24 protein-coding genes and 2 tRNA genes are annotated in these 25,876 nt (G+C 32.4%); 15 read left to right on the top strand and 11 right to left on the bottom strand.

Translation table 11 applies throughout. The features are described 5' to 3' along the window. The 4 genes from B2989_RS00915 to B2989_RS00900 all read right to left on the bottom strand — a co-directional run. Window positions 1-698, bottom strand: a 698-nt coding sequence (locus B2989_RS00915; RefSeq protein ID WP_292942737.1) for a sodium/proton-translocating pyrophosphatase, incomplete at its 3' end; no start/stop codon positions are given. Between the two features lie 252 nt (window positions 699-950). Then, window positions 951-1,478: an inorganic diphosphatase gene (locus tag B2989_RS00910; RefSeq protein ID WP_145003354.1), complete on the bottom strand. Its 528-nt coding sequence runs from the start codon at window positions 1,476-1,478 to the stop codon at window positions 951-953. A gap of 261 nt (window positions 1,479-1,739) precedes the next feature. Continuing rightward, complete coding sequence (locus B2989_RS00905) at window positions 1,740-4,241, bottom strand: DUF5686 family protein (protein WP_292942733.1); 2,502 nt, start codon at window positions 4,239-4,241, stop codon at window positions 1,740-1,742. A gap of 76 nt (window positions 4,242-4,317) precedes the next feature. Further along, the gene (locus B2989_RS00900; protein WP_145003360.1) at window positions 4,318-5,295 is read right to left on the bottom strand and encodes a pyruvate dehydrogenase complex E1 component subunit beta; all 978 of its coding nucleotides are present in this window, start codon (window positions 5,293-5,295) and stop codon (window positions 4,318-4,320) included. 242 nt (window positions 5,296-5,537) lie between these two features. On the opposite strand from B2989_RS00900, the gene B2989_RS00895 reads away from it, so the two are divergent. The 6 genes from B2989_RS00895 to B2989_RS00870 all read left to right on the top strand — a co-directional run bounded on the left by B2989_RS00895 (window position 5,538) and on the right by B2989_RS00870 (window position 11,500). Beyond that, a complete protein-coding gene (locus B2989_RS00895; protein WP_145003363.1) occupies window positions 5,538-6,284 on the top strand; it encodes an electron transfer flavoprotein subunit beta/FixA family protein in 747 nt (248 codons plus the stop codon). Between the two features lie 29 nt (window positions 6,285-6,313). Further along, window positions 6,314-7,276, top strand: coding sequence for an electron transfer flavoprotein subunit alpha/FixB family protein (locus tag B2989_RS00890; protein WP_292942727.1), 963 nt, complete (start codon window positions 6,314-6,316; stop codon window positions 7,274-7,276). Window positions 7,277-7,389: 113 nt separating this feature from the next. Continuing rightward, window positions 7,390-7,998, top strand: coding sequence for a bifunctional nuclease family protein (locus B2989_RS00885; RefSeq protein WP_145003368.1), 609 nt, complete (start codon window positions 7,390-7,392; stop codon window positions 7,996-7,998). Between the two features lie 10 nt (window positions 7,999-8,008). Continuing rightward, on the top strand, window positions 8,009-9,697 hold the full coding sequence (locus B2989_RS00880) for a NupC/NupG family nucleoside CNT transporter (protein WP_292942722.1): 1,689 nt from the start codon (window positions 8,009-8,011) through the stop codon (window positions 9,695-9,697). A gap of 90 nt (window positions 9,698-9,787) precedes the next feature. Continuing rightward, window positions 9,788-10,612 (top strand): thymidylate synthase, encoded by an 825-nt coding sequence (locus B2989_RS00875; protein WP_292942719.1) that lies wholly within the window; start codon window positions 9,788-9,790, stop codon window positions 10,610-10,612. 9 nt (window positions 10,613-10,621) lie between these two features. Beyond that, entirely contained in the window at window positions 10,622-11,500 is an 879-nt protein-coding gene (locus B2989_RS00870) for a hypothetical protein (RefSeq protein ID WP_292942716.1), read from the top strand. A 29-nt stretch (window positions 11,501-11,529) separates the two neighbouring features. On the opposite strand, the gene B2989_RS00865 is transcribed toward B2989_RS00870, so the two are convergent. Then, complete coding sequence (locus tag B2989_RS00865; protein ID WP_292942713.1) at window positions 11,530-11,826, bottom strand: isoamylase early set domain-containing protein; 297 nt, start codon at window positions 11,824-11,826, stop codon at window positions 11,530-11,532. Between the two features lie 262 nt (window positions 11,827-12,088). On the opposite strand from B2989_RS00865, the gene B2989_RS00860 reads away from it, so the two are divergent. The 7 genes from B2989_RS00860 to lspA all read left to right on the top strand — a co-directional run bounded on the left by B2989_RS00860 (window position 12,089) and on the right by lspA (window position 18,440). Further along, window positions 12,089-13,000: a dihydrofolate reductase gene (locus tag B2989_RS00860; protein ID WP_292942711.1), complete on the top strand. Its 912-nt coding sequence runs from the start codon at window positions 12,089-12,091 to the stop codon at window positions 12,998-13,000. A 102-nt stretch (window positions 13,001-13,102) separates the two neighbouring features. Continuing rightward, entirely contained in the window at window positions 13,103-13,705 is a 603-nt protein-coding gene (locus tag B2989_RS00855; RefSeq protein WP_292942709.1) for a TetR/AcrR family transcriptional regulator, read from the top strand. A 51-nt stretch (window positions 13,706-13,756) separates the two neighbouring features. Next, entirely contained in the window at window positions 13,757-14,557 is an 801-nt protein-coding gene (locus B2989_RS00850; RefSeq protein WP_292942707.1) for a haloacid dehalogenase type II, read from the top strand. A 24-nt stretch (window positions 14,558-14,581) separates the two neighbouring features. Continuing rightward, window positions 14,582-15,316: an SDR family oxidoreductase gene (locus B2989_RS00845; RefSeq protein WP_292942704.1), complete on the top strand. Its 735-nt coding sequence runs from the start codon at window positions 14,582-14,584 to the stop codon at window positions 15,314-15,316. Between the two features lie 55 nt (window positions 15,317-15,371). Then, a complete protein-coding gene (locus B2989_RS00840) occupies window positions 15,372-16,928 on the top strand; it encodes an NAD(P)/FAD-dependent oxidoreductase (RefSeq protein WP_292942701.1) in 1,557 nt (518 codons plus the stop codon). 137 nt (window positions 16,929-17,065) lie between these two features. Next, window positions 17,066-17,965, top strand: coding sequence for an ACP S-malonyltransferase (gene fabD, locus B2989_RS00835; protein ID WP_292942698.1), 900 nt, complete (start codon window positions 17,066-17,068; stop codon window positions 17,963-17,965). Beyond that, complete coding sequence (gene lspA / locus B2989_RS00830; protein WP_292942695.1) at window positions 17,958-18,440, top strand: signal peptidase II; 483 nt, start codon at window positions 17,958-17,960, stop codon at window positions 18,438-18,440. The genes fabD and lspA overlap by 8 nt, the downstream gene beginning before the upstream one ends. A 34-nt stretch (window positions 18,441-18,474) precedes the next feature. On the opposite strand, the gene B2989_RS00825 is transcribed toward lspA, so the two are convergent. The 3 genes from B2989_RS00825 to B2989_RS00815 form a co-directional block, all read right to left on the bottom strand. Continuing rightward, a complete protein-coding gene (locus tag B2989_RS00825; protein ID WP_292942692.1) occupies window positions 18,475-18,666 on the bottom strand; it encodes a hypothetical protein in 192 nt (63 codons plus the stop codon). A gap of 164 nt (window positions 18,667-18,830) precedes the next feature. After that, entirely contained in the window at window positions 18,831-19,850 is a 1,020-nt protein-coding gene (gene galE, locus B2989_RS00820) for a UDP-glucose 4-epimerase GalE (RefSeq protein ID WP_292942689.1), read from the bottom strand. A gap of 101 nt (window positions 19,851-19,951) precedes the next feature. Then, a complete protein-coding gene (locus B2989_RS00815) occupies window positions 19,952-21,109 on the bottom strand; it encodes a DegT/DnrJ/EryC1/StrS family aminotransferase (RefSeq protein ID WP_292942686.1) in 1,158 nt (385 codons plus the stop codon). Between the two features lie 120 nt (window positions 21,110-21,229). Here B2989_RS00815 and B2989_RS00810 point away from each other — a divergent pair, with 120 nt between their 5' ends. Further along, on the top strand, window positions 21,230-22,465 hold the full coding sequence (locus B2989_RS00810) for a 3-deoxy-D-manno-octulosonic acid transferase (protein ID WP_292942683.1): 1,236 nt from the start codon (window positions 21,230-21,232) through the stop codon (window positions 22,463-22,465). 86 nt (window positions 22,466-22,551) lie between these two features. After that, a complete protein-coding gene (locus tag B2989_RS00805; protein ID WP_292942680.1) occupies window positions 22,552-22,806 on the top strand; it encodes a hypothetical protein in 255 nt (84 codons plus the stop codon). Window positions 22,807-22,941: 135 nt separating this feature from the next. Here the strand turns inward: B2989_RS00805 and B2989_RS00800 are convergent. The 3 genes from B2989_RS00800 to mutS form a co-directional block, all read right to left on the bottom strand. Next, window positions 22,942-23,025: transfer RNA gene (locus B2989_RS00800), tRNA-Leu, on the bottom strand. A 28-nt stretch (window positions 23,026-23,053) separates the two neighbouring features. Then, a tRNA-Gly gene (locus B2989_RS00795) sits at window positions 23,054-23,125 on the bottom strand. Window positions 23,126-23,220: 95 nt separating this feature from the next. Next, window positions 23,221-25,833 carry a DNA mismatch repair protein MutS gene (gene mutS, locus B2989_RS00790; RefSeq protein ID WP_292942677.1) on the bottom strand — a complete coding sequence of 871 codons (2,613 nt, stop codon included), beginning with the start codon at window positions 25,831-25,833 and terminating at the stop codon, window positions 23,221-23,223. Between the last annotated feature and the right edge of the window lie 43 nt (window positions 25,834-25,876).

The raw sequence follows: 25,876 nt of genomic DNA, 5'->3' as shown, positions 1-25,876 counted from the left end.
TTATCACCAACATTATCTGCAATAGTAGCAGGATTACGTGGATCATCTTCTGGTATACCAGCTTCTACTTTACCTACTAAATCAGCTCCAACATCTGCAGCTTTAGTGTAAATCCCTCCACCAACTCTTGCGAATAGCGCGATAGACTCTGCTCCTAATGAAAAACCAGCCAAAGTCTCTAATACAATAGTCATATCCATAGTATTAGTCCAAGCTCCATCCATAAATATTTGAAAGAATGCTATAAAAAATATCGTTAAACCTAACACTGCTAATCCTGCAACACCTAATCCCATGACAGTTCCTCCTCCAAATGAAATTTTAAGCGCATTTGGTAAACTTGTTCTTGCAGCTTGTGTAGTCCTAACATTTGTTTTAGTTGCTATTTTCATACCTATATTTCCTGCAGCTGCAGAAAAAACAGCTCCACACACAAAGGCTATTACAATTAAATAACTTGTAGTTGGTACAAAATATGCGACAACAGCAAGTAGCACACTTACTATAACCACAAAAACTGACAACAATCTATATTCTGCGTTTAGAAAAGCTAGAGCACCTTCGTAGATATGGTCAGAAATCTCTTTCATTTTACCATCACCTGCATCTTGTTTCATTACCCAAGATTGTTTAATAACCATGTAAATTAAGCCCAAAATTGCCATAGCAATAGGCATATAAATCATCATTGATTCCATATAAGTTTGTTTGATTAGTTTTTAATTACTGCTAAAGTAACAAAATCAAACAGAAGTTAAAATATTAACATCGCAATTTTTTAACATTAAATTTACATTTATAGTAATATTTAAAAACAAAACAGAAATTATTATTTACTATTACGACAAAACCACAAGTACTTACAAAACAGATAAATCAAATAGTATTGCAAACAAAAAACCCTCTCATTATACAATGAGAGGGTTTTAATTAAAATTTAGATGTACTAATTAGATAGTAAAATCTCCATTTGTTTTATGCTCGCTATTTTCATAACGCTCTACACATTTGTTTAAGATTTCATATGCCTCTTTAGCATCTCCCCATCCACCAACATCAACTTTCTTTTTCTCTAAGTCTTTATACACTTGAAAAAAGTGAGTAATTTCTTTTATTCTATGTGGATTTAAATCCTCGATATCATTACAGCTATTCCAAATAGGATCTGTAACTGGTACACAAATTATTTTTTCATCAGGACCTTTTTCATCTGCCATATGGAAAACACCAATTGGTTTTACTTCCATTACACACATTGGAAAAGTAGGCTCTGTTCCCATTACTAAAACGTCTAACGGATCTCCATCTAAAGCTAAAGTTTCTGGTATAAAACCATAATCTCCTGGATACATCATTGAAGAAAACAACATACGGTCAAAACGAATTTTGTTTAATTCAAAATCGTACTCATACTTGTTTCTACTTCCTTTAGGTATTTCAATTAATACGTCAAATGTCTTTTTTCCAGATGGACTCATATAATATTATTTTAGTTTTCCGTCAAGCGGAATTTAAATTTTGCTTTACTTTTTCGGCTTGCAAAAGTACAAGATTATTTAGGTTTTGACAAATATAAAAAACGAAAAATACCGATTAAGGTTTTAATTGTTAAGTTAATATAAAATCAACCGCTAAACTTTTATAATAATTAAAAATTATCCTAATTATTTGTTTTAGTAATTACTGTACAATTAATATTTATCCTTGCACAATTTACAGTAAACGTGTTGTGTATTTATTTAAAAATAAAAGCCAAAGCTTCCAGTAACTCCAAATTTTCTAGCATCTGGGTTGGTTACTGCGTTTAAGTAATTACCTCTAAAATTAAAATCTATTCTTAGTACTTTAAAGATGTTACCAACTCCAACACTATACTCGTAATACGCTTCTTTAGTTGGCGCTCTATATATTAATCCCGAAGCATTTATATCGCGATTTTCTTGACTAACATCTCCAATAACACCTCTTGCACCAACTATGGCTCTTAAATTATATTTTTTTAAGAATGGTATACGAGAAAACAGACGTCCATTAAAATTATGCTCAACATGTAACGTTGCATATTCATCTGTAACAAACTCGTAAAAATCTAAATTAGAGAAGGTGTTATAAATTGAAAAATAACTTTGATTTCCAGGTACAACACTTAATAAACCTAATGGTACTTCACCATAAGTTTTACCTGCTTCTACGGTTGTGTATAATCGTCCAAAACCACCTAAAGACCATGGTTGTGTATATGAAAATTGTAATTTAGTATAATCAAAATCACTGTCTAAAACCCCTTGATTACCGACTGATACTTGTGCAAATAATCTAGCAAAGTCATCATTTTTAGTTCGTCTTTCTACACCATAACCTGTCATTTCTCTGTTAGGAAAAAAGGACATAGAAAATGCTGTTTCGTATTGTTTAAGATCCGACTTTGTAGTGGTTTGTGTTGCATCTGTAAAGTAATCTAAACTAAAGGTTGGTGATGCTGACTCTAAAGTCCTATAGCTTCCGCTAACACGTGTTACCAAATTTCTAAAAGGCTCTGCTTCGATTGATAATGTACTTAAATTGATGTTTGTTAATTTATCGTTTGTACCTGTTCCAACTACTGAGCTACTGGCTAAACTTCGACCTAAAACATCTGTACTTGTTGTTAGACTTGCTCCAATTTGCTCTACATCACGTCGGTTTCCTCCTGATATAATTAATCGACTACGTTTATCTAGTAACCATTTACCTGATAATCCATATTTAAATTTATTATCCTTAAATCCGTAAGCTGTATATCCTTCGATACGCCACATATCGTTTTGACCAAAGTATGTACGTCCACCTGCTCTTAGTCTTACGCCTTCCACTTCATTATAACCAAAGGTTGAGAAGATTGGTCCATAATCCAAATTAAGCTCTGGAAACTCGACATAACCTGAGGCTAATATGCTTCCAAGATTATAAAGGCGTTTAAACTTTTGGGTGTTTTTTAATGAGTCTAACATGACATAAACACCTTTTTCGTCTTTACTTAAAGATTCCATTCTGTTTTTATCCCAAAAACTATCATCTTGATTATAGATGTCTTGGTCAAAGGTGTAAACTTTTTCTTTATAAAATTTAGGATCTTTTACTTGATCAAACGTATAGTTATCATATAATGTGGTACGCTTACCGTAAATTCCCTTTGATTTTTCTTTTTTATTAAATGCAAAATCACTCATGAAGTAATCTCGTTTTATAAGAAAGACAGAATCGTTAAGGACTTCAAATTCTTGTTCTATATAAATCTCTTTAACCCAGTTTATATTTGCGCTTTTAGAGGCTTGCATGTTAATTTCTTTGATAGCAAATGTGGTGTCTGCTACCCAAAAATCTCCTTTAAAGGTTAACTCGTTTTTACGTCTTGGATAGTAAATAATATTATAACACCATTTATTGTCTATAAAACTACTGTCTGCTAGCACATAATTATAGGTCTGAATTCCGGTTCTAGAAATTGGACTTGTAAAACTTTTATCGAAAAACTTTAAGTAGTTATCATATACATCGTAATCCGAGTATAGGTCATCAACAAAATCTATTATAATTTGATTATTACTAAATCCTGAGTTTTTATTACCTTTTAATACTTCGCGTTTTTCATTAATAATATTATCACCATACACTTGGCTAGAGGACTCATTAATAAACATTGGTAAATACGTTTTACCTGTTACGTTAGAGGTATCTACTTGCTCAAAAACAAACTCCATACCTTTAAATAGCTTACTTTTCATTAATGAGCTATCGATTGTATTTAGGTCAAATTCTACTTTTTCGTATTTATCGTATTGGTATTGTTTGTACTTTTTTAATCCATTGCTACGTTTATTTGCCCATATTTTTCGAAGGATATCAATCGCTGGATTATTTTTTTTGGATTGCTTACCAGATACTATGACTACTTCATCTAAAGCTGCAACTTCTTCTTTTAAAATAACTTTTAAGTCGTAATTTACTTTTTTAGTTAGTTTAATTTCTTGGGTTTCAAAACTTATAAATGATATAGATAGTGTTTCCCAAGTATTACTATCTTCCATATAAAAACGTCCTTCTTCATTAGTAATAACACCAATTGAAGACCCTTTAAAAATAACATTTGCAAATGACACTGGTTGATCATACTCATCAAACACAACACCACTTACTTTTGTTTGTGCAATTGCAAAAAGACTTCCTAATAAAAAAAAGAGGCAAAAAAGTTTACTATTCATATATGGTTATTTAATACAAAAAGCTTCATCAACAATCATGCTAATGAAGCTTTTGATAAATCTAAAATACTATTTTTTATTTATACATTACCTTTTTAACAGCTGTGATAACATCTTTATGGTCTGGTAACCACTCTGCTAACAATACTGGAGAGTAAGGTGCAGGTGTATCTGCTGTATTAATTTTTATAACTGGTGCATCTAAATAGTCAAATGCTTCGCTTTGTACTAAATATGTAATTTCTGTCGCTACGTTACCAAAAGGCCAAGCTTCTTCTAAAACAATTAAACGATTAGTCTTTTTAACAGACTTTAAAATGGCTGCTCTATCCATTGGACGCACTGTACGTAAATCGATAATCTCACAAGATATACCTTCTTCAGCTAATTTATCTGCTGCGATATAAGCTTCTTTAATAATCTTACCAAAAGATACGATTGTTACATCTGTACCTTCTCTTTTTATTTCGGCAACACCTAATGGTATTGTGTATTCTCCTTCTGGCACTTCACCTTTATCACCATACATTTGCTCGCTTTCCATAAAGATCACAGGATCGTTATCACGAATAGCAGATTTTAATAACCCTTTAGCATCATATGGATTTGATGGCACTACAACTTTTAAACCTGGTGTGTTTGCAAACCAGTTTTCAAAAGCTTGAGAGTGTGTTGCTGCTAATTGTCCTGCACTTGCTGTTGGACCTCTAAATACTATTGGACAATTAAATTGACCTCCAGACATTTGTCTAATTTTAGCTGCATTATTAATTATTTGGTCAATACCAACTAACGAAAAGTTAAACGTCATGTATTCTACGATTGGTCTGTTACCTGTCATGGTAGACCCAATAGCGATACCTGCAAAACCAAGTTCTGCAATTGGTGTATCAATAACACGTTTTGCACCAAACTCATCTAACATCCCTTTTGACGCTTTATAAGCACCATTATATTCTGCTACTTCTTCTCCCATTAAAAAAATGCTCTCATCTCTACGCATTTCTTCGCTCATGGCTTCGCAAATAGCTTCTCTAAATTGAATTGTCTTCATCTAATTAATAATTTGAAAAGCAAAAATAACAATAAATGAAAAACTTTAGACTAAAGAATTATTTAAAATTTACTATGCATGCATAGTATTTTTTCAAAATAAAATAATTATCTTCGTAACCGTAAGATTTAAGCGCATTTTTTATGCCTAAATTTGTTCAAAAATAAAATTAAGGTTAGACGTACTATATCGTTATAGTTGATTACATCTAACGTAACAGAACTCATAAAAAACAAAAAAATATGAAAATTTTAGTGTGTATTAGTCATGTACCAGATACGACATCAAAAATTAATTTTACAGATGGAGATTCAAAATTTGACACAACTGGAGTACAATTTGTAATTAATCCAAATGACGAATTTGGTTTAACACGTGCCATGTGGTTTAAAGAAAAACAAGGTGCATCTGTAGATGTTATTAATGTTGGAGGTCCTGAAACAGAACCTACATTACGTAAAGCATTAGCTATTGGTGCAGACTCAGCAATTAGAGTGAATACTGAAGCTAAAGATGGTTACCAAGTCGCTAAAGAAATTGCTAAAGTTGTAAAAGATGGTGGTTATGATTTAGTAATTGCTGGTCGTGAGTCTATTGATTATAATGGAGGTATGGTACCTGGTATGATTGCAGAAATGGTTGATGCTAATTTTGTAACTAATTGTATTAGTTTGGAATTAGATGGTACTAACGCTAAAGCTGTTAGAGAAATTGATGGTGGTAAAGAAAGCGTATCTACTGCACTACCTTTAGTAATTGGTGGTCAAAAAGGATTAGTTGAAGAGAGTGATTTACGTATACCAAATATGAGAGGTATTATGCAAGCACGTCAAAAACCATTAAATGTTTTAGAACCAATAGGTGCATCAGTAGAAACAGCGTCTGTTAAGTTTGAAAAACCAGCTCCAAAAGGTGCTGTAACGTTAGTGTCGCCAGATAATTTAGATGAATTAATTAACTTACTTCATAACGAAGCTAAAGTCATTTAATTAGTAATTAATCTTAAAACAAAAAAAACATGTCAGTTTTAGTATATACAGAATCAGAAAACGGAACCTTTAAAAAAACAGCTTTTGAAGTTGCTTCTTACGCCAAAGCAGTCGCTGACCAATTAGGTACGACAGTTACAGCAGTTGCAGTTAACGCCAATGATGTTTCAGAATTAGGAAAATACGGAGTAGATAAAGTATTAAAAGTATCTGATGATGCTTTAAAAAACTTTAATGCAAAATCATACGCTTCGGCAATTGCACAAGCAGCAAAAAACGAAGGGACTAAGGTCGTAATATTAAGTCAAAGTGCAGATAGCAAATATTTAGCACCAATATTATCTGTAGGTTTAGAAGCAGGTTACGCATCCAATGTAATGGAAGTACCAACCTCAACAGCTCCTTTTACAGTTAAACGTACTGCTTTTACAAATAAAGCATTCAACTTAACAACAATAGATACAGATGTTAAAATTGTTGGAGTCTCTAACAATTCTTACGGATTAGTAGAAAATAATGGTGCAGCTGCTGCTGAAGATTTTTCGCCTAGCTTACCAAATTCAGGTGTAAATGTAGAGTCTGTAGACAAAGCAACAGATAAAGTTACAATTGCTGATGCAGAAATAGTAGTATCTGCAGGTCGTGGAATGAAAGGACCAGAAAACTGGGGAATGATTGAAGAGTTAGCAGATGTTTTAGGTGCAGCAACAGCATGCTCTAAACCAGTATCTGACTTAGGTTGGAGACCTCATAGTGAGCACGTTGGACAAACAGGAAAACCTGTAGCTTCTAACTTATACATTGCTATCGGAATATCTGGAGCTATACAGCATTTAGCAGGTATTAATGCCTCTAAAGTAAAAGTAGTTGTTAACACAGATCCAGAAGCGCCTTTCTTTAAAGCAGCAGATTATGGTGTTGTTGGAGATGCTTTTGAAGTTATACCACAACTTATTGAAAAATTAAAAGCGTTTAAAGCAGCAAACGCATAATTTTTTATAAATTTAAGTTCTATTAACAAAGGACTGTTTAAATTATGTACAAAAACTGCCTAGTGCAGTTTGGTAAAGTCCTAATTTAAGCAGTTCTTTGCTTTTTAAATACTATGAGTTTAGTCCGATTAAATATAAAAGGCATATCGTATAGCCAAACACAAAATGGCGCTTACGCACTAATTTTAAACGAATTAGATGGCGACCGAAAACTACCAATTGTCATTGGTGCTTTTGAGGCGCAATCCATTGCTATAGCTTTAGAAAAAGAAATAAGACCTCCAAGACCATTAACTCACGATTTATTTAAAAACTTTGCTGACCGCTTTGATATTGTAGTCAAACAAGTCATTATACATAAATTGGTAGATGGTGTTTTCTATTCTTCTTTAATTTGCGAACGCGATAATATTGAAGAAATTATAGATGCTAGAACTAGTGACGCTATAGCCTTAGCTTTACGTTTTGATGCTCCTATTTTTACTTATAAAAACATATTAGATAAGGCAGGAATCTATTTAAAAGTAGATCCAACAAAAGAAGAGGATCCAGATAATATCTTAATTGAAGATATTATTAACGAGGAATTAGAGATGGAACCTTCTCAAGACGATTATATTTCCAAAACAGTAGAAGAATTACACAACCTTCTAGACGAAGCTGTAACTAACGAAGATTACGAAAAAGCAGCTAAAATAAGAGACGAAATCTCTAAACGATAATCACTTTACAATGAAACATTTTGCACTTGCTATTGTAGCGACCCTAATAAGTATTACGTCTATTTTTGCCCAAGACATTGAAAAAGATTGGCAACTCGAGGCAAGCAAAACAAAACTAGACTCCACAAGTATTAACCTTTTAGCTAATGACATACTTACTTTAAAAGAAGGCGCATTTACACACAATAATCAAACGGGAGATTATCTATTTCAAAATAATGTATTAGTTTTTTATTACGATACACCAGCAGATGTAACTAAACGACTTAAAGTACAAACATTAACAGACTCTACATTAGTATTCAAAGAAAAACAAAACGTTTATTCTTTTAAAATAAAAGAAAAAACAGCTGCTCAGCTAGCAGTATCAGAAGCCAATAAAATTATACCAAGCGAAGGATTTTCGTTTAATAGTTTATGGCGTGGTGCCTTAGGTATGGTAGCCCTAATTTTTATCTCGTTTTTATTTAGTAGTAACCGTAAAGCAATCGATTGGAAGATTGTTGGAATAGGTTTAGCCTTCCAACTATTAATTGCTATTGGTGTTTTAAAAGTTGAATTTATTAAAACTGCTTTCGAGTTTGTTGGTGGTTTATTTATAAGTGTATTAGATTTTACTAGAGCAGGAAGTAAATTTCTATTTGAAGGCTTAGTGGTAGATATGGATACCTTTGGATTTATTTTTGCTTTTCAAGTTTTACCAACTATTATATTCTTCTCTGCATTAACGTCTTTATTATTTTATTTAGGAATTATCCAACGTGTAGTAAAAGCTATGGCTTGGCTATTATCTAAAGCACTTAAAATATCTGGTGCAGAAAGCTTAAGTGTAGCAGGAAATATCTTTTTAGGTCAAACAGAAGCACCTTTACTTATTAAGGCATACCTAGAAAAAATGACTAAATCAGAAATGCTATTAGTTATGATTGGTGGTATGGCAACAGTTGCAGGAGCAGTACTTGCTGCCTACATAGGCTTTTTAGGAGGAGATGATGAAGCTTTAAGATTATTTTATGCTAAGCACTTATTAGCAGCATCTGTAATGGCAGCTCCTGGAGCGATAGTAATCTCAAAAATACTATTTCCACAAACAGAAGAGGTAAACACTGACGTTGAAGTGTCACAAGATAAAATAGGATCAAACATTTTAGATGCTATAGCAAACGGAACGACTGAAGGATTAAAATTAGCTGTTAATGTTGGTGCCATGCTACTAGTTTTTGTTGCATTTATTGCAATGGTTAACGGAATCCTTGGATGGGTAGGAGATGTTACTTCTTTAAACGAATGGATTGAACATAATACAAGCTATACTGCCTTATCACTAGAGCTTATTTTGGGTTACATATTTGCACCTTTAATGTGGTTAATTGGTGTTGCACAAACAGATATGGCACTTATGGGACAGTTATTAGGTATTAAATTAGCAGCAAGTGAGTTTGTTGGATACATCCAACTAGCAGAACTTAAAGACGTTGCCCAAGCAACACACTTAACTTACGAGAAATCTATAATTATGGCAACGTATATGCTTTGTGGTTTCGCTAACTTTGCATCTATTGGAATTCAAATTGGTGGTATTGGATCATTAGCTCCAGGACAACGTAAAACGTTATCTAAATTTGGAATGAAAGCATTATTGGGTGGTACTATAGCCTCACTAATTTCTGCTACAATTGCTGGTATGATTATCGGATAGACAGTTAATAACTTTTTATATATATTTTAGGGTTGACATTTTAATGTTAACCCTTTTTTATACTTTTAAATTCTTGAAAAATCAATATAAATGAAACAATACCACGACCTAGTACAACATATTTTAGAACACGGAAACGAAAAAGGAGATCGTACAGGAACAGGAACAAAAAGTGTTTTTGGTTATCAAATGCGTTTTGATTTAAGTGAAGGTTTTCCAATGGTAACCACTAAAAAATTACATTTAAAATCCATTATATATGAATTATTATGGTTTTTAAAAGGCGATACAAACATTAAGTATTTAACTGAAAACGGAGTCAAAATCTGGAATGATTGGGCAGATGAGAACGGAGATTTAGGACCTGTTTATGGACACCAATGGAGAAATTGGAATAGTGATGAAATAGACCAAATTAAAGATGTTATACATAGCTTAAAAAACAATCCAGATAGTAGACGTATGTTAGTCTCGGCATGGAATCCTTCAGTATTGCCAGACAACTCAAAAAGTTTTTCAGAAAACGTTGCCAATGGTAAAGCTGCATTACCACCTTGTCATGCTTTTTTTCAGTTTTATGTAGCAGATGGTAAACTTTCGTGTCAATTATACCAACGCAGTGCTGATACTTTTTTAGGTGTTCCTTTTAATATTGCATCATATGCATTATTTACTATGATGATGGCTCAAGTTTGTGGTTATAAAGCAGGTGATTTTATACACACCTTTGGAGATGCACATATTTATAGCAATCATTTTGAACAATTAGAATTACAACTTTCTAGAGACATTAGACCATTGCCAACAATGAAAATCAACCCTGATGTTAAAAATATTTTTGAATTTAAATTTGAAGATTTCACCTTAGAAAATTATAATCCACATCCACACATAAAAGGTGCTGTAGCTGTATAAATTTATCAAATGAAATATATCTATATATGTTTATTTTTATTTTCAAGTTTTGCATTTAGCCAATCTAAACCTGAATATAATCGCGAAAAAGCAATATTTCCTGGTTGCCAGAGTGCAGAGGATTTAGAGTTATGTTTTGAAGATAAGGTTTTACAATTCATAGATTCTTCATTAACAAAAAGTATAAAAACTAAAATAATCCATTATTCAAAAAAAGATACACTAGACATATCTGCCAATTTATTTTTTAACGAAGAAGGAGATTTAATAAAAAAAATGTCTGGATTTCATATTTATATGGACAGTTTAAAAAATGAATTAAATTATCTTGAGGATAGTTTTCCTAAAGTTTTACCTGTATTAGACAAATATGATAATGGAGTTGCAGATTATAAAAACTTACTCTTGGGTTTTAAAATTAATAGAGCAGATAGTACCATTATACCAATAAAAAACTACATACCTAAAGATGTTCCGTTTTCTCTAGTAGAACAAGTTCCTGTATATCCAGGTTGCGCTCCTAGTTTACCCCAAGAAGCAGCAAGAAAATGTATGAGCAATGCTATTAGCAGACATGTGCTACAAAATTTTAATACTAACTTAGCATCTACACTTAATTTGCCTTCTGGAGTTATAAGAATATATGTTGGTTTTAAGATAGACAAAGAAGCCAAAGTTGTAAACATCCTAACCAGAGCGCCACATCCTGCTTTAGAAAAAGAAGCCAGAAGAGTAATAAAACTTTTACCTCAGCTAGAATCACCAGGAATGCAAAAAGGTAAGGCAGTAAACGTTCCTTACGGTTTACCAATAACCTTTAATATTGCAGAAACAGCTGCTCAAAGAAAAGAACGTAAAAGGCTTAAACGTAAAAAAAGAAAGGAATAACTGTTGACCAATTTTAGCATTTTAAAGCCTTATAACTTTATAACACTATTATCTGTGGCTGCATAATCACTCCATACATAAGCGTCTGCCTCGACTTCGTTTTCCCATTGTCCATCAACAACATATTTAAACTCGTAAGCCTGACCAGCTTCTAGATTTACAGTCCCTTTAAATGTTCCGTTTTTTAACTTTTTTAATGGTTCGGCTGCAGTATTCCATTCATTCCAATTACCTGCAACAGTAACTTCCTTTGCTCCTGCTGCTGGAACAGTAAAAGTGACTTTACAAATTGGTTTACTTTTCAAAAATTGTTTCTTAATAGCCATAATATTAATGTTTTAAAGCTTTAAAATTAGATAAGATTTTTTCAGTCATCAACATAAAAATTAATTAATTTTAAACTTTTATGAGATTATTAAAATTAACGCTTAAAATCATCATTTTCATTAAATTAAGTGTACTAAATTGTTAATAATATCAGCACAAAAACAACTGTAAACAACTGACAATCAAACTAAATCGATTTCGTTTAAAATTTACAAAATCAAATATCATAAAATCATTAACTTTACATTATAATAGTTAGCTATGTTTGGATTAAAGAAAAAAGAAAAACCGCAAATAGATAAAGAACAGTTAGAATTAATAAAAAATGCACAACGCAGGATTAAGCAAAAAAAGCGATTATACGTTCATTTTGTAATTTTCTTAATTGGAGCAGTTTTTTTAATAGTTGCTAATACAGTTTTAGGCATTGGCAAAGACACTAAGTTTTTTGACATTAATTGGTTTGTATTTGCCATAATGGCTTGGTTATTTATCTTTTTATATCATGTATTTAATGTGTTTGTAACCTCTAAATTTATGGGGAAAGCATGGGAAGATCAACAGTTAGCCAAACTTGTAAATAAACAAAACGTTAGAATAGAAAAACTTAAACTACAAGTTGAAAAAGAAGATCTAACCATTGCTAAAAGCGAAGTTTTTAATAAACAACAAACTAAAGCTGTAAACAATCTAACCATGATTGTTGCTGCTGGCGAAAATAATGAAATTGGTAAAAACAACGACCTAATATGGCATTTACGCGACGATTTAAAACGTTTTAAAGCCTTAACTTCTGGTCACTATATTATTATGGGTCGCAAAACGTTTGAGAGCTTTCCAAAGCCACTACCAAATCGTACTCATATAGTAATATCTAGGCAATCTAATTATAAAGCACCTGAAGGTGTTATAGTTGTTGGTAGTATAGAAGAAGCAATTAACTTAGCTAAAAATGATTCGCAACCCTTTATAATTGGTGGAGGAGAAATTTATAAACTAGCCATGCCTTATGCATCCAAAATTGAATTAACTCGTGTACATTCTAATTTTGATGCAGACACCTTTTTTCCTGAAATTGACATGACAAAATGGAAAGAAACCGCTAACACCTTTCATAAAAAAGATGAAAATCATGATTTTGAATTTTCATTTTTAACCTATCAAAAAAAGTAATTCAATTTAAATTTCATCAACAATAAACTTTTATTTTACATTTAATTTAAGTTTAACACCAAAAACATACCAACTAGTATCTTTTAGGTATACATTTGCTATATGTTGCAAAATCAAAAATCTGACCTTACTAAACAGGTTATTCTAGACACCTCTTTTAAACTATTTTACGAAAATGGGTTTAAAACAACTAGCGTGGATAAAATAATGAAAGCAACCAAGTTAACTAAAGGTGCATTTTATCATCATTATAAAAACAAAAAAGAACTTGGTCTAGCGGTCATTAGTTTAAAGGTTCAAAAAAGAGTAGTTACAGGAATGATTGACCCTTTACATCAATCCGGAAATGCTATTCAGATTTTAGAAACAACTTTTTTAGACCGATTAAAATCTTTTCCGGTTTACGATAAGCAACATGGGTGTCCAATGAATAATTTTATAAATGAAGTTGGAGATTTAGAAATAGCATATCAATTAGCTTTAAGACGCATAATAGATACTTGGAAAACTGCGCTAATTAAATTAATTGAAAGAGGTCAATCCGAAAATACAATTAATCCTAAACTATCAAGTAATGCTATTGCTGTCTATTTAATAAGTGCATTTGAAGGAATTCGTGGTATAAGAAAACTATATGATAATGATGCTATTCTAGACGAGTACATTACAGGTTTATCACTATACCTTCAGCAAATAAAAGTGTAATTTTTTTTTAAACAAAAACATACCGATTAGAATGTTTTAAATAATTATAATATGAAGAAAGAACTAAACAAAAGAAGAGATTTTATCAAAAAAGCTGCATTAGCTAGTATAATAGCACCGCATTTAGCTTTTAGTACCTCAACTGATAACACAAAACCTAATAATATTATTACAACTCGACCTAAGGTCTTGTTTTTTGATGTTAATGAAACATTATTAGACCTAACAGCAATGAAAGATAATGTTGGCAAAATACTAGGTGGTAGGAAAGATTTATTACCACTATGGTTTACTACCATGTTACAATATTCTTTGGTAAGTACAGTTGGTAACCAATATAATGACTTTGGTATTATAGGTGCAGCAGCATTACAAATGGTAGCAGCAAATAATGATATAACATTAAGTGAAGCGGATGCAAAGGAAGCTATTTTAGGTCCTATTAGATCATTGCCAGCACATACTGAAGTAAAAGCTAGCTTACAAAAGCTAAAAGATGCAGGTTACAAACTAGTATCATTTACCAACTCGTCTAATAAAGGTGTGGAAACACAATTTAAAAACTCAGGTTTATTAGAATATTTTGACGAAAGATTAAGTGTAGAGGATATTGGCAAATTTAAGCCACACACCGACACCTATATCTGGGCAGCAAGAAAAATGAAAATTAAACCTGAAGAATGCCTCTTAGTTGCTGCGCATGGATGGGATATCGCAGGTGCATTATGGGCTAATTGGAGAGGCGCATTTATTAGCAGACCTGGTGCACAATTATATCCGTTAGCAGATAAACCAGAAATAGTAGCATCAAATTTAGCTTTAATTACTGAGCAATTAATAGCTTTAAAATAAACACAACACTTAAAACTAAATACTATGACATTACAAAACAAAGTAATTATTGTAACCGGTTCTTCTAGAGGAATTGGAAAAGAAATAGCTGAATTATTGGCAAAAAATGGAGCAAATATAGTTGTAAATCATTCCAATAGCAAAGCAGACGCAGAGGCTACAGTTAAAAGTATAATAGACAATGGTGGTAATGCTATAGCTATAAAAGCAGACGTTAGTAACAAAAAAGATGTCATTAATTTATTTGATCAAACCTTATCACATTATGGCAAAATTGATGTTTTAATTAATAATGCTGGGGTTATGATTTCTAAAAAAATAAAGGACAACAGTCAAGATGATTTTACAAAGCAATTTGATGTAAACGTTAAGGGTGTATTTAATACCTTACAAGAAGCAGATGCTAAATTGGCAGATAATGGTATTATAATAAATGTATCATCAAGCACTGTCAAATTAATGTTTCCAACATATGCATTATATTCTGCTTCCAAAGCAGCAGTTGAACAAATGACTAGAGTTTTTTCAAAAGAAATTGGGCGTGGTATATCTGTAAACGCAATTGCACCTGGAGCTACTGAAACGGATTTATTTTTAAATGGAAAATCTCAAGAGTTTATTGATAAATTAAGCAGCATGAATGCTTTTAATAGATTAGCAAAACCAATTGACATTGCTAAAGTAGTCCTGTTTTTAGCTAGTGACGATTCTAAATGGATATCAGGACAAGTCATTGGTGCTAATGGTGGATTAATATAGCATCATAAATTAAAATACTTGAATCTTATCTTTTAATTTTTGTTAATTTTGCAACATGGTAAAAGACATTCAACTTCGTGTTTCTTTAAAAGAAGAAGAGATTCCTGATATTTTAATTAAAAAATCCGCAGAATGGTTATCCATGTCTAGAGATGACATAACTGGTATTAAAGTATTAAGAAAATCAATTGATGCTAGAAAACCTAAAATAATTTTAAATTACAAAGTATCAGTTTACATTAAAGAGCCTGTTCCAGAAACTTCAGATTATACGTTTAACTATAAAGATGTATCTAAAGCAAAACCAATTCATATTATTGGATTTGGTCCAGCTGGTATGTGGGCAGCTTTGCGCTGTATAGAATTAGGGTTTAAACCAATTGTTTTAGAGCGTGGTGCCAATGTAAAAGACAGACGTCGTGACCTAAAAGCAATTAATCAAGACCATTTTGTAAATGAAGATTCTAATTATTGTTTTGGAGAAGGTGGAGCAGGAACCTATAGTGATGGTAAATTATATACACGAAGCTTAAAGCGAGGTGATGTACGTCGTATTTTTGAAAACCTTGTATATCATGGTGCAACAGATCAAATTTTGGTTGATGCCCATCCACATATTGGGACCAATAAACTTCCTAAAGTGGTTCAAAACATAAGAGAAAACATAATAAAATTTGGTGGCGAAATTCATTTTAACACTCGTGTTACTGATTTTTCAATAAAGAATAACAAAATTGAAGCTATTCAACTTCAAAATGGAGAAGAGTTAATTACAGACAAAGTAATTTTAGCCACAGGACATTCTGCTCGTGATATTTTTCAATTATTACACGATAAAAATATTGCAATCGAAGCAAAATCTTTTGCAATGGGTGTCAGAGCAGAACATCCACAACATATTATAGACAGCATACAATACCACTGTGAAGGACCAAGACCAGAATTATTACCTGCAGCATCCTATAGTTTGGTGCAACAAGTTAACGGTCGTGGTGTTTACAGTTTTTGCATGTGTCCAGGAGGATTTATAGTACCTGCAGCAACAGCCAACGGAGAAGTTGTTGTTAACGGAATGTCACCTTCTAGACGAAATAATAAATTTGCAAATTCTGGAATAGTTGTAGAAATTAATGCAGAACGTGATCTTAAAAAATACGAACAATTTGGAGCTTTAAAAGCTTTAGAATTTCAAAAGGATTTAGAAAAACTAGCCTTTACTTCAGGAGGACGCAGCCAAGTTGCACCAGCACAACGCATGACCGATTTTGTAGAAGGAAAGCTATCTAATACTTTAAATGAAACGTCTTATCAACCAGGTTTAAAAAGTGCACCACTACATAGTTTATTTCCTAAATTAATTGGAGCGTCTTTAAGAAAAGGCTTTAAAGCTTTTGGTGATAAAATGAAAGGTTATTATACTGAAGAAGCTAATATAATTGGTGTAGAATCACGTACCTCATCTCCTGTTAGTATACCAAGAACTGAAAATTTAGCACATCCAGAAATCACAAATTTATTTCCATGTGGTGAAGGTGGTGGATATGCTGGCGGAATTATTAGTGCTGCTATGGATGGTGAGCGTTGTGCAGAAGCTGCAACAGGAAACCTTTAATTTAATTAGACTTTAATTATAGTCATTAATAGCGATACAACCTTAATTACTAAGGTTAAACCTTAAGTAAATCTTAATATCTGACATGCTACATATACAGATATTATTCTTATTTTCGCTACTTAAATAAGAAAGCAATGAAAGCATATATATTTCCAGGTCAAGGTGCCCAATTTACAGGAATGGGTCTTGATTTATACGAAAACTCACCTGAAGCACAACATTTATTTGAAGATGCTAATGCCATATTAGGTTTTAACATTACAGATGTTATGTTTGAAGGTACTGCAGACCAACTAAAAGAAACCAAGGTTACGCAACCTGCTATATTTTTACACTCTGTAATCTTAGCTAAAACTTTAGGTGATAGTTTTAAACCAGAAATGGTTGCAGGACATAGTCTAGGAGAATTCTCGGCATTAGTAGCTGCTGGAGCTTTAAGCTTTGAGGATGGTTTAAAATTAGTATCGCAACGTGCTCAAGCTATGCAAAAAGCATGCGAGTTACAACCAAGTACTATGGCTGCTGTTTTAGGTCTTGAGGATAAAGTTGTAGAAGATGTTTGCGCGCAAATAGATGGTGTTGTTGTTGCAGCAAACTATAATTGTCCTGGACAATTAGTAATCTCTGGAGAAGTTAGTGCTGTAGAACGTGCTTGCGAAGCGTTAAAAGAAGCTGGTGCAAAACGTGCTTTAATGCTACCTGTTGGTGGCGCATTCCATTCTCCAATGATGGAACCTGCAAGAGAAGAATTAGCTGCTGCTATTGAAAATACAACATTTAGCAAACCAAATTGTCCTATTTACCAAAATGTAACTGCAACAGCAATTACAGATGAAAACGAAATAAAAGCAAATTTAATATCTCAATTAACTGCTCCAGTACGTTGGACACAATCTGTACAACAAATGATTAAAGATGGTGCTACTTTATTTACTGAAGTAGGTCCAGGAAAAGTACTTCAAGGGTTAGTTAAAAAAATAGATAGAGAAGCGCAAACCGAATCTGCAACTTTAGAAACTAAAACGGATGAGTAGTAGAAACATACTAATACTTGGTTTAATTGTTTTTAATATTATTTTAGATCAAGTCTCTAAATTTATTGTTAGAGCTGATGTTATTGCTGGATCTGAAACTGAAATTTTTGGACAATATTTTACACTTCATAATGTAGAAAATAAAGGTGCCTTTTTAGGTATGGGAAGTGACTTTAGTCCTACCCTTAGAATTGCTTTATTGTTAATCCTACCAATTATTGTTTTAGCATTGGTGTTAAGACACATTATTAAAGATAAAACAATTAATACAATGACCTTAGTCGGGTTTTGCTGCATTATTGGTGGTGGAATAGCTAATGTTTATGACCGAGTTGTTTATGGGTCTGTTACCGATTTTTTACATATCGATTTAGGAGGCGTATTTAGAACTGGTATATTTAATCTGGCAGATGTCTCTGTTATGGTTGGTATGGGTTGCTTAATTGTAGGCAGTTTTAAAAATAAAAAAGTATAAAAAAAAGCCTCGATTTGAATCGAGGCTTTTTTATTTATCTTGCTAAATTACAATCTCTGCAATCTTTTACTTCTCCGTAATACGTTTCACGATATTTATGAAGCGTTTTAACTGGTATGCCTAGCACTTGTTTTTTAATATAAGTTACTTTGGCATTTAGTCGTCCCATTTTAGGAGCAAATCTGTTTTCTTGTCTTGTCCGACGTTTTACTGTAATCAATTTCATTATTTTGTCATTTGCATTAGCGTACAAAGTAAAACAGAATAATTACCAACTACGAATTTAAATAACTAAAATATTGTTAATCAGAATATTAATATGAAATCTCTAAAAATAAGACGCAAAAATTAAGAGATTATCAGTCAATATACTATCTAATTTAGGATTTGTTAATCCTTTTTTAAGGTCTTTTGCCAATTCCAAGCGGATAAAATAGCATCCTCTAAATCATATTCTGCCTGCCAACCTAAAATTTTATTTGCTTTAGATGTGTCTGCGTATGCAGTTACTACATCTCCTAGTCGTCTGTCTACTATATTATAATTTAGCTTTATATTAGATACTTTTTCAAAAGTTTTAATCACATCTAGCACTGTACTCCCTTGTCCTGTACCAATATTAAACACTTCAAAATTGGATTGGTTTTCATTATTTAATAATCTTTGTAAAGCAACAACGTGTGCTTTAGCTGTATCAACAACATGTATATAATCTCTAACACAGGTTCCGTCTTTTGTTGGATAGTCATTACCAAACACGGATAACTGATCACGTTTACCTATTGCTGTTTGTGTAATGTATGGTATTAGATTTTGAGGGACACCAATGGGCAACTCTCCTATTTTTGCAGACTTATGCGCTCCAATGGGATTAAAATATCGTAATGCTATACTTTGTAAATTAGGATATACTTGACAAGCATCCTTTATAATTTCTTCTCCAATTTGTTTAGTATTACCGTAAGGTGATTGGGCTTCTTTTATTGGTGCTGTTTCAGATATTGGCATACTATCTGCCTGACCATAAACGGTACATGAGGAACTAAAAATAAAGTTAGACACTTTTAATTTTGTTAACTCTTGTAATACATACACTAAAGTGTTTACGTTGTTCTCATAATACATTAATGGATTAACCACACTCTCTCCTACTGCTTTACTTGCAGCAAAATGAATAACGCCTTGTATGTCTTGATGCGTTTTAAAAAAGGCTTGTACTGCTACCTTACTTTTTAAATCAAGTTTTTCAAAAATTGGTGGTTGTCCTGTAATAGATACAATACCTTCTAACACCTCTAGTGAGGCATTAGAGAGATTATCTATAATTACGACTTGATATCCACTATTTTGAAGCTGAACAACTGTGTGCGACCCTATAAAGCCTAAACCTCCTGTAACTAGTATCTTCATTTGCTTATGCGTGCGTTAGGGATAGAAACGGTATCCTTTTTTTGCTGCCATATATGGCAAAAAAAGATTTTAGTGGATAGCCCGACCCTTGTGGTAACGTCCTAATTGTTTGCTATAAAATCTTTAATAGTTTTTGTTATAAAATCTATTTGATCATCTTCCAACTCGGTATGCATTGGCAATGAAATCACTTCTTTTATTAATTGATTGGTAACTTTAAAATCGGCCTCGTTATACCTTTTATCGCGATATGCTTTTTGCGCGTGCAATGGTATTGGGTAATATACACCACATGGGATTCCGTTATCGTTTAGATGCTTTACCAAAGCGTCTCTGTCTACATTTTTAACTTTTAATGTATATTGATGAAACACGTGACAGTTACAGGTATCACAAATACCTTCGCATCCATTTACGGTTTTTGGTGTAATAATGTTTTTTATGTCTTTAAATGCTGCGTTATATTTTCTAGCTGCATTACGTCGTGCATTATTGTAGCTATCTAATTTAGGTAATTTTGCATCTAAGACTGCTGCTTGTATTGAGTCTAAACGCGAGTTTACACCTACTACGTCGTGGTGATAACGCTCATACATTCCGTGATTTACAATCCCTCTAATGGTGTGTGCTAAATCATCATCGTTAGTAAATATTGCTCCTCCATCTCCATAACACCCTAAATTTTTAGATGGAAAAAAAGAGGTTGATGCAACATGACCAATGGTTCCTGATTTTGCTTTAGTACCATCAGAATAGGTATAGTCTGCACCAATACCTTGTGCATTATCCTCTATTATATATAAATTATGCTGTTTTGCTAAATCCATTAATGCTTCCATATTGGCACACTGACCAAATAAGTGGACAGGTACAATCGCTTTGGTTTTTGGCGTAATGGCTTTTTTAACAGCGTCTATATCTATATTAAAAGTTTCTGGATCTACATCTACTAAAACTGGAGTTAGCTTTAATAAAGCTATTACCTCAACGGTTGCTGCAAAGGTAAAGTCTGCAGTTATAACTTCATCACCTTGCTCTAAACCTAATCCCATCATTGCTATTTGTAACGCATCTGTCCCGTTTGCACAAGGAATGACATGTTTTACACCTAAGTAGTTTTCTAAGTTTTTTTGAAACTCGTGTACTTTAGGTCCATTAACAAAAGTTGTATTGTCAATTATTTCCTGAATTGAAGAATCTACAACATCCTTTATAGCTGCGTATTGACCTTTAAGATCAACCATTTGTATTTTTTTCATGTCTGTATATATGGTAAACTAGCTTAAGAAGCTTAGCTTTACTTTTAATTTATAATTATCGAATTTACAAAAATACCAAACGCTAAGCAATGAATTGTTTATTTTAGCAAAAATAGATACGTGAATTTACTTTATAATATAGCAATACAACTTACTTCTGTTGTTTTAAAACTTTTAAGTTTGTTTAATAATAAACTTAAATTAGGGGTTAATGGTCGTGCGACAACTTTTACTAAACTAAATCAATTATTACGCAAGAAGTCAAAAACATTATGGTTTCATTGTGCGTCTTTAGGCGAATATGAGCAAGGTTTACCCATCTTTACAGAATTAAGAAAAGATTATCCAAATCATAAAATTATACTCTCTTTTTTTTCACCATCAGGTTACGAAATAAGAAAAAACGCTCCCTTTGCGGACATTGTAGTTTACTTACCGTTAGACACAAAACAGAATGCCAAGCGTTTTATTAGTCTTGTTAATCCTGAATTAACCGTATTTGTTAAGTATGAAATATGGCCTAATTATTTAAATGAATTAAAAAATAAAAACCTTAAAGCCATATTAATTTCCGCTGTATTTAGAAAAGATCAATCTTTTTTTAAATGGTATGGCAGTCAAACTAGAGAGGCTTTATTTGCTTTTGAACACATATTTACTCAAAATGAAACCTCTAAGAAACTTTTAGAATCTATAAATTATAAAAATGTAACCATCTCTGGTGACACACGATTTGATCGTGTATCAAACCAATTAAACATAGATAATAATTTAGAGTTTATTAACGCGTTTAAAAACAATAAACTATGTATCGTTATTGGAAGCTCATGGCCAGAAGACGAGTCGTTAATAATTGAATTTATTAATAACTATAGTGGTACACCTGTTAAATTTATAATTGCTCCGCATAATATTAAGCCTAAACAAATAGAGAATATCCAGTCAGGCTTAATTAAGCCTACTGTTTTATTTTCCAAAAAAGAAAAACAGGATTTAAAACAATATGACGTTTTTGTTTTAGACACCATTGGTTTGCTAAGCAAAACATATAGCTATGCAGATATAGCTTATGTAGGTGGTGCAATGGGCAACACTGGATTACATAATATACTAGAACCTGCAGTATTTGGAATCCCTATAATTATTGGAAAAAACTATCAAAAATTTCCAGAAGCGTTTGATATGATTAAAAATAAAGGCGTCCAATCAATTTCTAATTTTGCAGAATTAAGCACTGTATTAAATAGTTTAATAAGCGATACAGATTTAAGATTAACTACCGGTAAACAAAACGAAGATTTTATTAAAAAAAATATAGGAGCTATAATCCAAATCATGCAGTATATACGTAAATAAAGTACTATGTACCAAAACCGTAATTCTTTATTTACTAATTTAAGTATTATGTTTGATAACATATTAAACACAAAAAACAATAACTAATGAAAAAATTACTATTAAGTGCTGTTCTTGTATCAGCAATAACTTTTACATCTTGTAGAGAAGAGGATAAAAATAACGCAGAACAAGCAGGGGACGCTATTGAGAATGCTGCTGAAGAGACTGGTGAAGCTGTTGAAGATGGATTTGAAGCTACAGGAAAAGCAATAGATAACGCTGTAAATGAAACTAAGGAAGCAGGAGAATCTGTTAAAGATGCTGTTAATGAGGTATCTGATGACTTGAAAAAAGATTAATTCTTTTTTTTAAATACTTACTAAATTTAAAAAACCTTATCAATTGATAAGGTTTTTTTGTTTTAAACGGACTTTGTTTCAACTTTTATAAATGAAAAAACCTCTTGAAAATCATAAGATTAACAAGAGGTCTAGTACTCGGGACGGGACTTGAACCCGTACGTCCTAATGGACATTGGATTTTAAGTCCAACGTGTCTACCAATTCCACCACCCGAGCGAAGGAATATTTTAAGGAAAATTCTCAGAGCGAAAGACGGGATTTGAACCCGCGACCCCCACCTTGGCAAGGTGATGCTCTACCCCTGAGCTACTTTCGCAGTCTTTAAATGAACGTGCAATATCGTATTGCGGTTGCAAATTTAGTACTTTTATACAAAGTACAAAGCTTTTTTTAAAAAAAAATTAAAAAAATTTATACTTGCTTCTTTTTCACCAACATACGTTTGATCTCATTTAGCTTCATTAAAGCTTCAACAGGTGTTAAGGTGTCAATATCGATATGTAAGATCTCTTCTTTTATATTTTCAAGCAATGGATCGTCCAAATTAAAGAAGCTTAATTGCATTTCATCTTGCATCGATTTTACTTTATCTGTCAATTCTTCGCTTGAATGACTTTTTTCTAGTTTTTTCAAGATCTGATTAGCGCGTCTTAGCACTTGTTGTGGCATTCCAGCCATTTTTGCTACGTGTATACCAAAACTATGTTCGCTACCACCTTGGACAAGCTTACGCAGAAATAGCACATTGTCTTTTAACTCCTTTACAGAGACATTAAAGTTTTTAATACGCTCAAAGGTCTCTGTCATTTCATTTAACTCATGATAGTGGGTTGCAAATAACGTTTTAGGTTTTGCTGGATGCTCGTGTAAATACTCACTAATAGCCCAAGCAATAGAGATTCCGTCATAGGTACTTGTTCCTCTTCCAATTTCATCTAACAAGACTAAACTACGATCTGAGATATTATTTAAGATAGATGCTGTTTCATTCATCTCTACCATAAAAGTAGATTCTCCCATTGATATGTTATCACTTGCACCTACACGTGTAAATATTTTATCGACAACACCTATTCTAGCCTCTTTTGCAGGCACAAAACTACCTATTTGAGCTAATAATACTATTAATGCTGTTTGACGTAAGATTGCTGATTTACCTGACATGTTTGGTCCAGTAATCATTATTATTTGCTGTGCATCTCTATCTAAAAATACATTATTAGTAATATAGGGCTGATCAATTGGCAGTTGTTTTTCAATAACTGGGTGACGACCATCAATAATATCTAAATCATGCGAGTCATCTAATGCTGGATATACATAATTATTATCTGATGCTAATTGTGCAAAACCACATAAACAATCTATTTTGGCTATTAAATACGCATTTTGCTGTACTGGTTTTATATACTGATTCATCCATTGTACCAAGTCTGCAAATAACTTTTGCTCGATTGCCATGATGCGTTCTTCTGCTCCTAGAATTTTGGATTCGTATTCTTTAAGTTCTTCAGTAATATAACGTTCTGCGTTTACCAACGTTTGTTTACGGATCCACTCTTCCGGAACTTTATCTTTATGTGTGTTTCTTACTTCTATATAATATCCAAAAACATTATTAGATGCTATTTTAAGAGATGTAATCCCTGTACGCTCACTTTCGCGTTGTAACATTTTATCTAAATAATCTTTTCCTGAAGTAGACAATGCTCTAAGCTCATCTAATTCGGATGAAAATCCAGCAGCTATGGAGCTTCCTTTTAGGATATTAACTGGTGCTTCTTCGTTTAAAGTTTCTTTAATTTTTTCACGAAGCACATTACAACTTTGCAAATTATCTCCTATAACTTTAAGGGACTCATTATCGCAATTAGATGACAACTCTTTAATAGGTATTATAGCTTCTAAAGAATTTTTAAGTTGAATTACTTCCCGAGGACTAACCTTTTGTGTTGCTATTTTAGATATTAATCGCTCTAAATCGCCTATTAATTTTATATGATGCTGAATCTTGTCCAATACAACACCATCTGTTTTTAAATAAGATACGACTTCGTGACGTTGCTTGATTTGATCTATTTGCTTTAAAGGCAATGCTAGCCAACGTTTAAGCAATCGTCCTCCCATTGGAGAAATGGTTTTATCAATAATATTTAGTAAGGTAACTGCATTATTGTTTGTAGAGTTGTAAAGTTCTAGGTTTCGGATGGTAAAACGGTCCATCCATACATAGTCATCCTCTGCTATACGAGAAATTGAAGAGATATGTTCTAGTTTATTGTGCTGTGTTTCGGCTAAATAATGAAGTATAGAACCTGAAGCTATAATACCTTCATTTAAATTTTCAACTCCAAATCCTTTTAAGGACTTAGTATCAAAATGTTTTAACAACGTCTCATTTGCATAATCTGATTGATAGACCCAATCTTCAAGATTAAACGTGTGAAAATCTGCTCCGAAATGATCTGTAAATGTATTACGCTTTGGTTTTGCTACTAAAACTTCACTTGGACTAAAATTTTGAAGTAGCTTATCTATATATTCTTGATTTCCTTGTGAGGTTAAAAACTCTCCTGTTGAAATATCCAAAAACGAAATCCCAATGTTAACCTTACCAAAGTAAACTGAACATAAAAAGTTATTTGTTTTGGATTGTAACACCTCATCATTTAATGCAACTCCTGGCGTTACTAATTCTGTAACACCACGCTTAACGATATTTTTGGTTTGCTTAGGGTCCTCTAATTGGTCACAAATAGCTACACGCTCTCCTGATTTTACTAATTTAGGCAAATAGGTATTTATAGAGTGATGCGGAAAACCTGCCAGCTCTGTCTCGCTATCACTTCCTGCGCCTCGTTTAGTTAAAGTAATACCTAAAATACCTGCTGCCTTTATAGCATCTTCGCCAAAGGTTTCGTAAAAATCCCCAACTCTAAATAATAACATTGCATCAGGATACTTAGCCTTGATTGCATTGTATTGCTTCATTAACGGAGTGACTTTTTTGCTTTTTGTTGCCAAAGGATATACGTTTTTATTAAGTTTGCAATGTAACTAAATATTG

The organism is Olleya sp. UBA1516, assembly GCF_002323495.1.
Lineage (GTDB): Bacteria > Bacteroidota > Bacteroidia > Flavobacteriales > Flavobacteriaceae > Olleya.
Note: the sequence above shows the minus strand (reverse complement) of the source record. Positions and strands in the feature narration are given on the sequence as shown.